The organism is Nocardia amamiensis, assembly GCF_015477605.1.
Lineage (GTDB): Bacteria > Actinomycetota > Actinomycetes > Mycobacteriales > Mycobacteriaceae > Nocardia > Nocardia amamiensis_A.
Map to the genome: position 1 here is coordinate 259,856 of NZ_JADLQX010000007.1, position 14,503 is coordinate 274,358.

6 protein-coding genes are annotated in these 14,503 nt (G+C 68.7%); 1 reads left to right on the plus strand and 5 read right to left on the minus strand.

Translation table 11 applies throughout. From position 1 onward, the window contains the following. Positions 1 to 112: 112 nt before the first annotated feature. Positions 113 to 3,469 carry an arabinosyltransferase domain-containing protein gene (locus IU459_RS12545; RefSeq protein WP_440446483.1) on the minus strand — a complete coding sequence of 1,119 codons (3,357 nt, stop codon included), beginning with the start codon at positions 3,467 to 3,469 and terminating at the stop codon, positions 113 to 115. Positions 3,470 to 3,666: 197 nt separating this feature from the next. Between IU459_RS12545 and IU459_RS12550 the strand changes: the two genes are divergently transcribed. After that, complete coding sequence (locus tag IU459_RS12550; protein ID WP_195129663.1) at positions 3,667 to 4,164, plus strand: peptidylprolyl isomerase; 498 nt, start codon at positions 3,667 to 3,669, stop codon at positions 4,162 to 4,164. 69 nt (positions 4,165 to 4,233) lie between these two features. Here the strand turns inward: IU459_RS12550 and IU459_RS12555 are convergent, their stop codons facing one another. The 4 genes from IU459_RS12555 to IU459_RS12570 form a co-directional block, all read right to left on the minus strand. After that, positions 4,234 to 5,778, minus strand: a complete 1,545-nt coding sequence (locus IU459_RS12555; RefSeq protein WP_195129664.1) for an acyl-CoA carboxylase subunit beta — start codon at positions 5,776 to 5,778, stop codon at positions 4,234 to 4,236. Beyond that, positions 5,775 to 11,141 (minus strand): polyketide synthase Pks13, encoded by a 5,367-nt coding sequence (pks13, locus tag IU459_RS12560; protein WP_195129665.1) that lies wholly within the window; start codon positions 11,139 to 11,141, stop codon positions 5,775 to 5,777. The genes IU459_RS12555 and pks13 overlap by 4 nt, the downstream gene beginning before the upstream one ends. 108 nt (positions 11,142 to 11,249) lie before the next feature. Then, a complete protein-coding gene (gene fadD32, locus IU459_RS12565) occupies positions 11,250 to 13,166 on the minus strand; it encodes a long-chain-fatty-acid--AMP ligase FadD32 (protein ID WP_195129666.1) in 1,917 nt (638 codons plus the stop codon). A 190-nt stretch (positions 13,167 to 13,356) separates the two neighbouring features. Continuing rightward, a complete protein-coding gene (locus IU459_RS12570) occupies positions 13,357 to 14,400 on the minus strand; it encodes an LLM class F420-dependent oxidoreductase (RefSeq protein WP_228837780.1) in 1,044 nt (347 codons plus the stop codon). Positions 14,401 to 14,503: the final 103 nt, after the last annotated feature.

Sequence of the window (14,503 nt, forward strand, 5' to 3'; positions counted from 1 at the left end):
CCGCGCGGAATCGGCCTGTGTCAGCGAGGACACGTCGAGCCCCATTCACGGCGCGCTCAGCCAGTTCGTCGAGGACATACACATTCGGAAGAGTCGCGCGCGTCACTCGGCCTCAGAACACCCGCAGCTGGCCCGGCGACCACAGGCCCGACCTGGTCGCCGTCCCGGTGTCCAGCGTGGCCGGGACCGCGTTGCGGTCGTACTGGTCGTAGCGCTCCAGCGAACCCCAGTCGCGCGCCCAGTCGTTCTTCAAATACGTGGGCACGGTCACCGACTTCCCCAGCATCTGCGCGAAGCCGAGCGGGCCGCCGAACTCCTCGGCCTGCCAGGTGTTGGTAGAGCTGATGGCAAGCGGGCGGTCCGGGAGGATGCGGTAACCGGGCACCTCCGCCACGCCGTTCTCGTGGTCGAACGGCCGCTGGCACGGGAACTGCAGGCCAACCGCCCAGTCCAGCAGAATCGGCTGCTGCGAACCGAGCAGGCTGTTCAGCGACTGCAGCTTCGGCATCCGCGGCGGGGTGAACGCCAGCCACTGGTCACCGATCAGGATCGGGTCGTTGGCGACGATGCGGACCGCGTCGGCATCGGGCGCGATCTCATCCAGCGGCACCCGCAGGTTGCGCCAGGACGGGAACGGGCCGATGTCGCGCGGCAGGTAGGTGCCGAGCTTCTGCACGCTGCCGTCGGGCAGCCGCTTGCCGTAGTCGACGGTGAGCGACTGGCCGTACTTCATCGCGCCGGTGTCATCGAAGGAGAGGATGCGACCCGCCGCCGAGATCACGACCAGCGGCGTGTCCGCCGAACGGGAGGGCAGCTGGTACCAGCTCGAGGTGACGCTCGCGGGCTGCTGCACACCGTTCTGGTAGCTGCCGAGGATCGGCGTGGTCGCCGGGTCCAAGCCGAACGGCAGGGCCACGGTGCTGCCATTGACACCGCGCGCGCCCTGACCGCCACCGGTGCCAGCGCTCTGCCCCTCGGCGAACGCCGCGCCCACCGACTGGGTGGAGGTGTTGCCGGTGCCCGGCTTCACCTCGACGCTGTCGGCGGACAAGTCGTCGGGCACGCCGTTCGGGGCGAAACCGACCGGGTCGATGCCGGCCAGCGGGTCGGCCGGATCGGTCGGCGGATGCGCCGGATCGATGATCGCCTCCAGCCTGCCGCCGTTCGGGTCCGGTTCCACCAGCACGTCGTTGGCCAGGCCGCAGGTGCTGCCGCCGAGCGCGTCGATGTTCGAGCGGGCCAGCGAGTACGCCGGGTACTGCGACACCGCGCCCTTGACCAGCGACAGCACCTCCAGCGCCACCATCGCCGCGGCGACCACGGTCAGCGGGATCGCGGCGAACCGGCGAATCCGCCTGCCCCGGGCCGTCCTCGCCGACGGCTGCGGCTTGGTGTAGTCCTCACGCAACGCGTGCCAGGCGACCAGCGCGAGCGCCAAGCCGAACAGCACGAGCATCAGCGTGTTCGACTGGTACCCGTGCAGCGAGATGCGCTTGTCGAACCACGGCACGCCGAAGCTGGACACGTACCAGTAGCCGTTGATGCCGGAGAAGGCGACTGCGAGGACGAACAGCAACCCGGCCAGGAAGATCGCCCGGTTCTTGCGCGCCCGCAGCGCGCTCGCCGAGACCGCGACTGCGGTGACCGCCGCCAGCGAGCCCGCGATACCCGCGTACGCGCCGAAGTGGTGGGTCCACTTGGTCGGGTTGAACATCATGAAGAAGATCGTTCCGAAGACCACGCCCATCAGCCGCCAGGTCGGCCCGCTCGCGATGCCGGGCACCTGCCTGCGCCGCAGCAGCACCAGCATGGTGGTGAACAGGCACAGCAGCATCACCAGGAAGGCGAAGCGGCGCGACAGCGAGCCGTCGACGGTCTCCACGAACAGGTAGTAGTAGCGCAGGTAGTCCTCGTACCAGGCCAAGTTCGGCCCGGTGACCTGACGCACGCGGTTGGCCTCCTGGATACCGGCGAAGGTCTGGTCGCTGTAGACCACCGTCAGCACGAGGACACCGGCCGCGGCGATCGGCGCGAGCAGCGGCAGCGTCGAACCCCACCGGCCGGCGCCCTCGGCGGCGAACCGCCGGTGCCTGCGCACCACGATGCGCACCAGCGGCCGGATGCCCGCCAGCAGCGCCGCCACGCACATCAGACCCGTCGGCGCGGCGGCCAAGGTGAACGCCGCCACCAGCACGGCAACCGCCGCGGGCAACAGGCGACCGGTCGCGATGGCCCGCTCGATCGAAACCCAAGTCAGCAGCGCGCCGAGCGCGACGATCGGTTCCGAGCGCAGACCGTTGTCGAACGGCAGCCAGAACGCCAGGAACACCAATCCACCGGTCCACAGCGCCACCTTGCTGGTGCGCACGCCCCGGCCCAGCCGCGGCACGACCTCGCGGCTGATCACCAGCCAGCACAGAATCGCGCAGGCCAGCGCGGGCAGCCGCACCCACGGACTGGCCGTGGAGATCTCCGAGAAGACCTGGATCACGTAGTAGTACCAGCCGAACGGCGCCTCCGGCACGCCGTACCAGCGGAAGTAGTTGGCCATGTAACCCGCGTGCGGGGCCACCCGCACCATGCTGAGGATGTAGCCGTCGTCGGAGGTGTTCGCGCCCGCGAAGTGCCAGAGCAGCAGTGTGCCGATCACCGCGCCGTCCGCCCAGGTCGGCTTCAGCCAGTTCGCCGGGAGGAACCGGCGGTGCCCGCGCCCGTCACTACCGTCGAGCCGGGCCAGCGCCGCCAGCGCCACCAGCGTGCACAGCACCGCCGCGAGCATCGCGATCAGCTTGATCGCCGTGGGGCTGGAGGAGAAACGGGTGTCCACGGTCATGTGGAGCTCCAGCCCCGCGGGCGCCGCGCCCTTCAGGTCGGAGAACACGCCCACCACCTGGGGCCGCAGATCGCCGCTCAGCTGGCCCTCCACCGGCACCGTCACCGTCTCGGGCGCCCCACCCTCGACCGGCCGCTCTACCTGCTTGGTGAGGCCGTTGAACACCGCGTACGTGCGATCGGCGTCCGAGCTGATGCTCAGCGACGTGCACTCGCCCATCCGCGCGCGGTCGGCCGACACCACGACCGCGTTGCGGTCGACCACGTCCACCGTGCTCTCCGAGACCCGCACGAACATGGCCTCCAGCGCGGCGCGGTCGCCCTGCGGCGGCGCGGTGGCCAGCAGCATGCCGCCCCGCTCGGGCAGCTGGGCGATCGTGTCGCACGGAATCGTCGCCGTCAGCTCGATCGGGACCTGCGACATCAGCGGCGCCTGTACGTTGCCGAGCGTTCCGCTCTGCGGCCAGTTCAGCACCGCGGTCGTCTGCGTGACCGGCAAGAACGGCGTCGCCAGCGCGAACAGCGCGCCGAGCACCCCGGCGACCAGCGCGATCAATCGCGCGGTCCGGTAATCGTTCGGTTTCACCGCCGGGGTGGCGGGGGGTTTCGTCAGAACAGCGGTAGCGGCGTCGGGCACGGTTCGCAATGCTAGCGGCACACATGTCCGAGCGGGCAGAGCGTACGCCGGAGAATTCGAGGCTCTTTGAGTGTTCGGAGCCGACCGCGGGAGTGCTGGGCCGAACGGCGAGAATTATTCGCCTCGAAATCACCGCGAACCAACGCTTCGACCCCCGTCATGCTGACCTACGGCGGCCACGATGGAAAGGTGGGGGTATGACCAAGGTGAATCTCTCGACGAACTACGGACAGATCGTCCTCGAACTGGATGATCAGAAGGCGCCGAACACCGTGCGCAATTTCGTGGATTACGTGAACTCAGGCCACTACAACGGCACGATCTTCCACCGCGTCATCCCCGGCTTCATGATCCAGGGCGGCGGCTTCGAGCCCGGCCTGCGCCAGAAGGGCACCAAGGCTCCGATTCAGAACGAGGCGAACAACGGCCTGAAGAACACCAAGTACACCGTCGCGATGGCGCGCACCAACGACCCGCACTCGGCCACCGCGCAGTTCTTCATCAACGTCTCCGACAACGACTTCCTCAACCACTCCGCCCCCACCCCGGCCGGCTGGGGCTACGCCGTCTTCGGCGCGGTGACCGAAGGCGCCGACGTGGTCGACAAGATCGCGGGCGTCCGGACCTCCTCCGCCGGCATGCACCAGGATGTGCCGGTCGATGATGTCGTCATCGAATCCGCCAGCGTCAGCTGATCTTTCGCTACACCGAACGTGAATCGGGCCGCGCCCCAAAGGGTGCGGCCCGATCGTGTTCCGGCGTCGCTACAGCGGCAGCAGGTGGTGCTTGCGCGGGTTGCGGGTAACCGCCTTGTCTCGCAACAGCTGTAGCGCGCGGCGCAGTTCCAGCCGGGTGGTCGACGGCTCGATGACCGCGTCGATGTACCCGCGCTCGGCGGCCACCCACGGCGTCGCCACGGTGGCGTTGTAGAAGTCGATCATCTGCTGGCGGATCGCCGCCCGCTGGTCCTCCGGCGCGGCCTCGATCTGCTTGCCGCCGATCAGGCTGACCGCGCTCTCGGCGCCCATCACCGCGATCCGCGCGGTGGGCCAGGCCAGGTTCACGTCGGCGCCCAGCTGTTTGGATCCCATCACGGCGTAGCCGCCGCCGTAGGACTTGCGGATCACCACGGTCACCTTCGGCACGCTGGCCTCGACGTAGGAGAACAGGAATCGCCCGCCGCGCTTGATGACGCCGATCTTCTCCTGTTCCACTCCGGGCAGGAACCCGGGCGTGTCGACGACGAAAACCAGCGGGAGTTCGTACGCATCGCACAGCCGTACGAAATGCGCCGCCTTGTCCGATGCCCGCGCGTCCAACGCGCCCGCGTACACCATCGGCTGGTTGGCGACTACGCCGACGCTACGCCCGTCGACGCGGGCGAAACCGGTGATGATATTTCGGCCGGCGGACGCGCCCACCTCGTGGAACGCGCCGTCGTCGAAGATCCGCAGCAGGATCTCGTGCATGTCGTACCCGGCGTTGTCGGAGTCCGGGACAATCGAATTCAGCTCCAGGTCGCTGTCGGTGGTGCCCGGTTCGAGACCCGGATTCACGATCGGCGCCAGCTCTTGGCAGCTGGTCGGCAGGTAGCTCAGGTAGTCGCGCACCCACTCGAACGCGGCCGCCTCGTCCTTGGCGACGTGGTGGATATTGCCGTACTCGGCCTGGCTGCGCGCGCCGCCGAGCTCCTCGAGACTCACGTCTTCGCCGGTCACCTCGCGGATCACTTTCGGACCGGTGACGAACATGTACGCCTCGTCGGTCGCCACCACCACGTCGGTGTTGATCGGCGCGTACACGGCGCCGCCCGCGCACTTGCCGAGGATGATCGAGACCTGCGGAACCAGACCCGACAGCGGCTCCTGACGCCGTCCCAGCTCCGCGTACCACGCCAGCGAGGTCACCGCTTCCTGCACGCGCGCCCCGCCGGAGTCGTTGATACCGACCACCGGGCAGCCGACCTTGGCCGCGTACTCCAGCAGCCCGGCGACCTTGCGGCCGAACATCTCACCCACCGAACCGCCGTAGACGGTCTGGTCGTGCGAGAACACCGCGACCGGCCTGCCTTCGACCAAGCCGTGCCCGGTGACGACGCCGTCGCCGTACAGCGCGGCGGAGTCACCCGGTTTGCGGACCAGCGCACCGATTTCCACGAAAGTGCCCGGATCGAGCAGCATGTTGATCCGATCGCGGGCGCTGGGGATCCCTTTCTTCGCCCGCTTGGCCACCCCCGCTTCACCCGCTGGCTCCTGCGCTAACTCCAGTCGCTTGCGCAGGTCGGCGAGTTTTTCGGCAGTAGTGCTCACTTGGCCCCTTTCGCCTCGATCGCGGCGAGCTTCGCGGTCAGGTCGGCTCCGATCTTCCCGATCCGCGGTTCATCGATGATCTGCAGGTGATCGCCCGGGATGTGGACGACCTCCAGGTTGGTCAGGTAGTCGTCCCACCCGCCGTTGGGCAGCCGCTCGCCGTAGCGCGGCTCCAACTCGATCGCGCCGTCGTGGTAGCGATCGGCGAGGTACAGCACCACATCGCCGTCGTAGCGGGTCGGCCGGACCTGCTGGAGCGCACGGTTTTCGATCCACGAGGTGCGCTGGTGCTCCAGCACGCCACCGGGAATCTTGGCACCGGTCATCTTGACGAGGTCGGTGATCATCTTGATCTGTTCGTCGTCCGGGGCCAGGGCGAGCTCCTGCAACTGCTCGGGCGGAAGTTCGCCTTGCACGTTGTAGGTCTTCTTCGCGAATGCCTGGTACCGCTCGATGCGACGGATTCGCTCCTCGGGACTGTTGTTCTCGGGCTCGCTCGGAATCGCGAGGTCGATCAAGCCGACCACGCGGACGTCCGCGCCTTCCGCGCGCAGGATCTGCGCCGACGCCATGGCCAACACGGCGCCCAGCGACCAGCCGTAGAGCACAAAGGGTCCGTCGCCCTGCAACTTGCGCAGTTCCGGCACGTACTGGCGGGCCCGCTCCTCGATCGCGCCGTCGACGCGCTCGAAACCGTACATCGGTGTGTCGGCGGGCAACCGCTTCAGCAGCGGCTCGTACACCAGCGTGTTACCGCCCGCGGGATGGAACACGAAGACCGGTACGGCGTTCGATCCCTCCGGCCGCGCACGCAACGGACGGACGAAACCATCCACATCCGCGCCGCTGTCCTGCAAGTTGCGAACGATGTCGGCGAGCTGCTCGATGGTCTCGCAGTCGAGCACGTCATCGACGGTGACCTCGGCCTTGACCCGTTCGGTCAGGCGCGCGGCCATCTTCTCCGCGGTGTCCTCGTCGAGGATCGGCAGCGTGTTGAAGATGCCCTTGGCGGATTTGCCGGTGACCACCGCCCAGGTGGCGAAGGTCAGGCGCTCGGCGGCGTCGCGCGGCGGGACGTCGTCCTCCGCAGCAGCGGACGGCTGGCCGCCGAAGACGGCGGCCGGTGTGGCCGGAGCCGCCTCGACCGGTGTGGGCTCCGCAATCGCCTGCGCTGCGGGAGCCGCGTCGGCAGCCGTTTCCGGTGTCGTGGCGGCCGCTGCGACGGGAGCCGAGTGGGTCTCGGGCGCAGTGGTTTCTGACGTGGCCTCGCCGGGCGACGTGGTCGCGGCACCCTTCACCGCGGCGACCGGGTCGGCGCCGGTGGCAAGCGCCGCCCTGGCCGCAGCCATGAAATCGGCGTCGACGGCCAGCTCACCCGATCCGCCGGCGGCCTTGTCGGCGGCCTGCTGGTCGGCCATCGCCTGCACCTCGTCGCGGTGCTCGATGGCGTAGCGCAGCACCTTCCCGACCTCGTGCAGACTCGCGTCGCGCACGGCCTGGACCTGCAACTGCGGAATGTCGAACTCGTACTCGACCCGGTTCTTGATGCGCATGGCCATCAGCGAGTCCAGGCCGAGCTCCATCAGCGGGATCTCCATCGGCAGGTCCTCGACCGCGTAGCCCATGGATTCCGCGACGATCAGCGCGAGCCGCTCCTCGACGGTCTGTGTGCCGTTGGGATCCCACCGCTCACCGAAGGTCTCCACGATCTCGATGTCCGCGTCGCTCTGCGGCGCCGCGGCCACGGCGGCAACCGGCTCGGCCACAATGGGTTCGGGCAGCGGGGCGCCGGAGGTCACCACGGCGTCGAAGACCAGCCGGAAGCTATTGCCCTCCTTGCCGTGCACCTGCACCGATGCGCCGCCGAGGTGCGGCGTGAGCGTGGTGGTGAGGGTGCCCGCGGCCGGGATCGGCGCGTGCGGGATCGACGCGCCCAGCGACACGTCGCTGAGTACCTGCGCCGCTGCGGCCCGCACCAGCGCGGCGAGATCGGTCACCGAGGACGCCTGCACCTCCCAGACGTGCCTGCCGTCCGGCAGGGCGACGTGCGCACCGGGAATCCGGCTGTTGCCGCCCGACGACATCCTGGCCTTCGGCCAGTACTCCTTGCGCAGGAACGTGGTGCGCGGAATGTCGGCGTAGTCACCGGCGCTCAGCAGCGAGGGCAGATCCACCTTGTGCCCGTGCACGTAGAGCTGGGCGAGCGCCGCGAGCACGCCGGCGGACTCGTCCTCCTTGCGCTTGAGCGTCGGGATGAGCTGCGCGTCGTGCACGCCCGCGGCGAAGGTGGTGCCGAGCACCTGCATCAGCGCGACGGAATTCGGCGCCAGCTCCAGGAACGTGGTGTGGCCCGCGTCCACCGCGAGCTTCACCGCGTTGGTGAAGTACACGCTGTGGCGCATGTTCTTGACCCAGTAGGCCTCGTCGTGGATCGGGTCGTGGCCGGGGCGGAAGAACTCTTCCTTGTGCACCGTCGAGTACAGACCGGTCTTCAGCTTGCTGGGCTCGATACCGGCCAGTTCCGCGGCCAGCTCGCCGAGCAGCGGATCCATCTGGGAAGTGTGGCCCGCGCCGCGGGTCTGCAGCACGCGGGCGAACTTGCCCGCCGCTTCCACCTGCGCGACGATCGCCGCGACCTGCTCCTGCGGGCCGCCGATCACCGTGTTGGTCGGCGCCGCATAGACGGCGACCTCGACATCCGGATATTCCGGCAGCAGATTCGCGACGTCCTCGGCGCTGTATTCGATCAGCGCCATGTTGCGCACGTCGTCGTCGCTGATCATCTGCTCGCCCTCGCCCATCAGGCGGGAGCGGGCGCAGATCACCCGGACGGCGTCTTCGAGGTTCAGGCCGCCGGAGATGTACGCGCCCGCGACCTCGCCCATGGAATGGCCCACTACGGCTTCGGGTTCCGCGCCGTGCGCGCGCAGCAGCGCGGCCAAGCCGATCTGGATGGTGAAGATACCGACCTGCGAGGTGGCGACGCCGTAGTCCTGGCTGTCGTCCAGGAACAGTTCGCGCACCGAGTATCCGGCCTCGTCCTGCACCAGCTCGTCGACCTCGTCGACAGCCTTGGCGAAGATCGAGTTCTCCAGGTAGAGCTGCTTGCCCATCTTGCGGTGCTGCGCACCGAAGCCGGCCAGCACCCACATCGGGCCGACGGCGGCGGGCGCATCGGCGGTGAACACGCCGGTGCCCGGCTTGCCCGCCGCGATGGCGCGCAGTCCGGCGACCGCCTCTTCGTGCGTCTTGGCGAGCACGACGCCGCGCGAACGCCAGTGGCTGCGCTTGGCCAGCGACCGCGCCACATCGGCGAGCGGGGTCCGCGCGCCCGCCTCGGACTCCAGCCAGTCGGCCAGCTCGGCGGCGGCGCGGCGGCGACGCGAGGGCAGATAGCCCGACACCGGCAGGATCAGCGGCAGTGGCTCGGCGCGCTCGGCGGTCCATTCGGAAACGGGGGCATCGACGTCGGCGACCTCGGCAGCCACGGCGACGGCGGCCACCTCGGCCGCGGCGACGACGGCGTCGGCTTCCGCGACCACGTCGGTGGTCTCGTCGTCCAGCGCGTCCTCATTCAACGCGTCCTCGTCCAACTGCGTCTCGAGCTCGGCGAACGGAGCCTGCGCCCGAGCCGCGGCGGGCGGCACGTACTCCTGCACGACGACGTGCGCGTTGGTGCCGCCGAAGCCGAAGCCGGAGATGCCGATGGTGGCCTTGCCGCTGTAGCGCGGGAACTCGGTGGGCTCGTCGACGACCTTCAGGTGGGCCTGGTCGAACGGGATGTACGGGTTCGGCCCCGCGTAGTTGACGTTCGGCGGGATGACGTTGTGCTGCAATGCCATGAGCACCTTGGCCAGGCTGGCCGCGCCCGCGCCGGATTCCAGGTGGCCGAAGTTGGTCTTCGCCGAGCCGAGCAGCGCGGGCTTGTCGGCCTCGCGGCCACGGCCCACCACCCGGCCGAGCGCGTCGGCCTCGATCGGGTCGCCGAGCAGTGTGCCGGTGCCGTGCGCCTCGATGTAGTCGACCTTGGACGGCGGGACGCCCGCGTCGCGGTAGGCGCGGCGCAGCACGTCGGCCTGGGCGTCCGGGTTCGGGGCGACGATGCCGTTGGAGCGGCCGTCGGAGTTGACCGCCGAACCCTTGACCACGCCGAGGATCCGGTCGCCGTCGCGCTCGGCGTCGGCCAGGCGCTTGAGCACCACCAGTCCGCCGCCCTCGGAACGCACCATGCCATCGGCATCCGAGGAGAACGCCTTGATCCTGCCGTTCTTCGCGACCGCGCCGACGGAGTCGAAGCCGAGCGTGGCCATCGGAGCCAGCAGCATGTTCACACCGCCCGCCAGCGCGAGATCGGCGTCACCGCTGCGCAGTGCCCGGACCGCCTGATGCACCGCGACCAGCGTGGACGAGCACGCGGTGTCGATCGCGACGGAGGGACCGCGGAAGTCGTAGAAGTAGGAGATGCGGTTCGGGATGATCGACGACGAACTGCCGGTGAGACCGTACGCTGCGGCCGAGGCGGGTGCGGACGGGTCGTCCGTGCCGAGACCGAGCGCGGCGATCAGCATGAAGTCGCTGGTAGAGGTGCCGATGAAGACGCCGACCTGCTCGCCCTTGAGTTCGCTGGCCGGAATCCTGGCGTGCTCCAACGCCTCCCAGGTCAGCTCCATCATGAGGCGCTGCTGCGGGTCCACCCGCTCCACCTCGATGGGCGACATCGCGAAGAACTCCGCGTCGAAGCTCTTCACCACCTCCTGGTCGAGATAACCACCGAGGGTGTTGCCCTCGGCGATCGCCTTGGCCGCCACGGGATCGTCGGCGAACTCCGACCACCTGCCCTCGGGCCGTTCCCGGATCGCGTCGCCGCGTCCGATGAGGAATTCCCACGTCGACTCGGGCGTGCTGCCCGCACCGGGCAGGCGGGTCGACAGACCGACGATGGCGATGTCGTGCGCCTCGCCAGGCGTGAAGCCCGCGGTATAGAAGGCGTCGTCGGATGATTCCGCCGGTACGTCCGGCTCACCGTTGATGATCCGCTCGGCGAGCGCGGCGATGGTCGGATGCTGGTACACGATGGTCGCGTTCAGCATCACCCCGGTCAGTTCCTCGATGTCACCGCCGAGCGCGATGGCATCGCGCGAGGCGAGCCCGAACTCCTCCATCGGCCGGTCCACGGTGATCTGCTCGATCGGCTGTCCGGTCGCGTCGGCGACCCACCGCCGCAGCCACTCGCGCAGCTCCGCCACCGACATGTCGGTCTGCGCGCCGCCCTTCGCGGACTCGGCCGGGGCCGTCGCATCGGCGACGGTTTCCGCGGGCGGGGTGTCGGTCGTCTGGGTGGGCGTGCCCTCGTTGTCAGCCATCAATTCCTCAAGCTACCTGTCTGCGAACCGGGCGTACCGTGAATTGACGCTCGGCGTGGGAAGGTCGGCGCCGAGCGTCAATGGTCGGTCCGAGGCCGCCCTTGGCATCTACTCTTCCGGTGCATCGGGGAAAGCTTGCTGGGTGTAACCACCCCGCAGCGTTCCCTCCAGATAGGCGGCCCGGCAGGCCCGCCGGGCGATCTTGCCGCTGGACGTGCGCGGAATCGAACCCGCCGGCACCAGCAGCACGTCGCGAACGGTCACGCCGTGGCGCTGCGAGACCGCCGCCCGCACCGCGTCGGCGATCGGCAGCGGATCGGCCTTGCCCGCACCGGGGCCGCGCTCGGCGACGATGACCAACTGCTCGGAGCCGTCGTCGGCGTCGAACTTCAGGCCGGAGTGGCTGCCCTGCTCGAACACCTCGGCCGGGAGCTGGTTGGCGGGCACCGAGAAGGCGGCGACGAAGCCGGGGCGCAGCGCCGTGCTGGCCTCCTGCGCGGAGTACTCCAGGTCCTGCGGGTAGTGGTTGCGCCCGTCCACGATCACCAGGTCCTTGACGCGGCCGGTGATGTACAGCTCGCCCTCGAAGTACACGCCGTAGTCGCCGGTGCGCATCCAGTTCGCGCCCGGCTCGGTGCCTTCGGCGTGGCTGCCCTCGGGCAGCCGGTGGGTGACCTTGTTCCGGAACGTCGACGTGGTCTCGTCCGGACGACCCCAGTAACCGATGCCCATGTTCTTGCCGTGCAGCCAGATCTCACCGACCGAGCCGTCGGGCAGCTCGCGGCCGCCGCCCTCGGATTCCACCGACTCCGGGTCGATGATCGTCGCCCACTGCGAGAGCGCGACGTAACCGCAGGACACCTGCGCGATCGCGTCCTCATGACCGGGGTCGACCTTCACCATGCGGCCGCCGTTGAGCTCCTTGCGGTCGACGTAGGTGACCTTGGCCTCGTCCTCGGACTTGGTGGCGGAGACGAACAAAGTCGCCTCGGCCATGCCGTAGCACGGCTTGATAGCGGTCTTGGGCAGGCCATAGGGCGCGAACGCCTCGTTGAACTTCTTCATCGACGACGTGGTCACCGGCTCGCTGCCGTTGATCAGGCCGATGACGTTCGACAGGTCCAGCGACTCGCCGGGCTTCGGCAGACCGCGCGCCGCGGCGTGTTCGAAGGCGAAGTTGGGTGCGGCGGCGAAGGTTCCGGCGCCGTCGGAGACCGCGGCCAGCTCCTTGATCCAGCGGTAGGGGCGGCGCACGAACGCGCTCGGCGACATGATGGTGATGTACTTGCCGCCCACCGCGGGCAGGATCACCGTCAAAAGGCCCATGTCGTGGAACAACGGCAGCCAGGTGACGCCGCGCGAGTTCCAGTCCAGCTTGATCGCGTCAACCATCTGCAGCACGTTGGTGCCGACGGCGCGGTGCGTGATCTCGACACCGGCCGGAACCCGGGTGGAGCCCGAGGTGTACTGCAGGTAGGCGATGTCGTCGATGGCGATGTCGGGACGCACCCAGCCCTCGCCGACGCTGTCCGGGATCGCGTCCACCGCGATGATGCGCGGGCGCTGGGCGGCGGGCAGCGAGCGGAAGAACTGCCGGACCCCGGCCGCGGAGGAGCTCGCGGTCAGGATGGCGGCGGGCTCACAGTCGCCGAGCACCGCGTGCAGGCGGTCGGTGTGGCCCGGCTCGTCCGGGTCGAACAGCGGGACCGAGATGGTGCCCGCGTAGATCGCGGCGAAGAAGGAGATCACGTAGTCCAAGCCCTGCGGAGCGAGGATCGCGACCCGGTCGCCCGGGTTGGTCACCTGCTGCAGTCGAGCGGCCACCGCGCGCAGCCGAATACCGAACTCACGCCACGTCAGCTCCTGCGCCTCGCCGTCGCGCTCGCGCGAGTAGTCGATGTAGCGATACGCCAGGGTGTTCGCGTCGTTCCGAGTGTGCTTCTCGACGTGATCAACCAGGGTGTGATCCTCGGGAATTCGGATGTTCCCGGTTTCGTCCAGGTAGTCGTCGAAAGTCTCTTCCATTCCTTCTTCTCCTCCGAGGCACACGCAGCAAGACGGCGAGATCGCCGCTATTACCTGTGAGGCCCCGACTCGCTTTCGCCCGCGGGTGCTCCAAGTGCAGAGCCAGCCTGCAGATTTTGTGCGGTCTGCGCGGTGACCGCTTATCGGCTAGATGTACTCAAACCAGAGTCATGTTACAGAGAAGACCGGCTCACTCGTCCCGCAGCAGGGGAATAACGGGGGCGAACGCGTCCATCTGGGTGGGAAAAACGCCCACGTAGGACATCGAGGTGAGTTGCCGCACACGTCGGATCTGCTCGGCGATCTCCTCGAACGTGCCGATCGCCACGTAGGGCGAGTTCAGGATGTCCTCGACGGACAGCTGAACGTCTACCTCGAGATTCGGGTGCAGTCCCCGGTCCAACGCCGACAGCGCCATCTCCGCGGTCTTCTCGCGATCGTCGGTGATCACGATGGCGGTGATGGCCCAGTTCAGCTCGATGTCGGCGAACCGGTCACCGGCGGCCTCCTTGATCAGATTCACCTTTTCGACGGCCTTCTCGATGGTGATGCCGGAGAGCAGGCCCTTGCCGTTCTTGGTGGTGACCGGAACGACGGAGATGATGTCGGCGTGCTTGGCGGCCAGGCGAAGCATCTTCGGGCCGCCGCCGCCGGTGCAGATGGGCGGACGCGGGCCCTGCCGCGGCCGAGGAGTCCCCTTGACGCCGCGCACCTGGTAGTGCTTGCCCTCGAAGGTGCACTCCTGGCCGCGCAGCAGCACGTCGAGAATGGTCAGCGCCTCGTCCAGCTTCTCCAGCCGGACACCGGGCGACTCGTACGGGATGCCGGCGTTCTCGAACTCTTCCTTGATCCAGCCCGCGCCGAGGCCGACCTCGAGCCTGCCCTTGGACAGCACGTCGATCGTGGCGAGGTCCTTGGCCAGCACTACCGGGTGGCGGAAGCCGTTCGCCAGCACCGAGGTTCCGAGCCGGATCTTCTCGGTGGCCTGGGTCAGCGCGCCGAGCGCGGCGATCGGGCCGATCTGCTCACCGAGGTGGTCCGGCACGACGAAGCTGTCGAAGCCGTACTCCTCGGCCTGCTGGGCGGTCTGGACGAACTTGCGGGCCCCGCCCTCCTGCTTGTTTCCCTCGCCGGCCGCCGCGAAGCGGAACGGGCGCAACGGAGTGCCCAGCGCGGTCAACGCAGCATCCGCGTCGCGGCTCGCCGTGGTGGCCGGTGCGGCGGCTTCTGTCATGAACTCATGCTCCTGGCTGTAAGGAATTACGGGCGCGACGCCCGTCCGAGGTCTGCTGCGGCGTTGCCCGGCGTCGCGATCACCAGCGCACTTTACAGCGTGC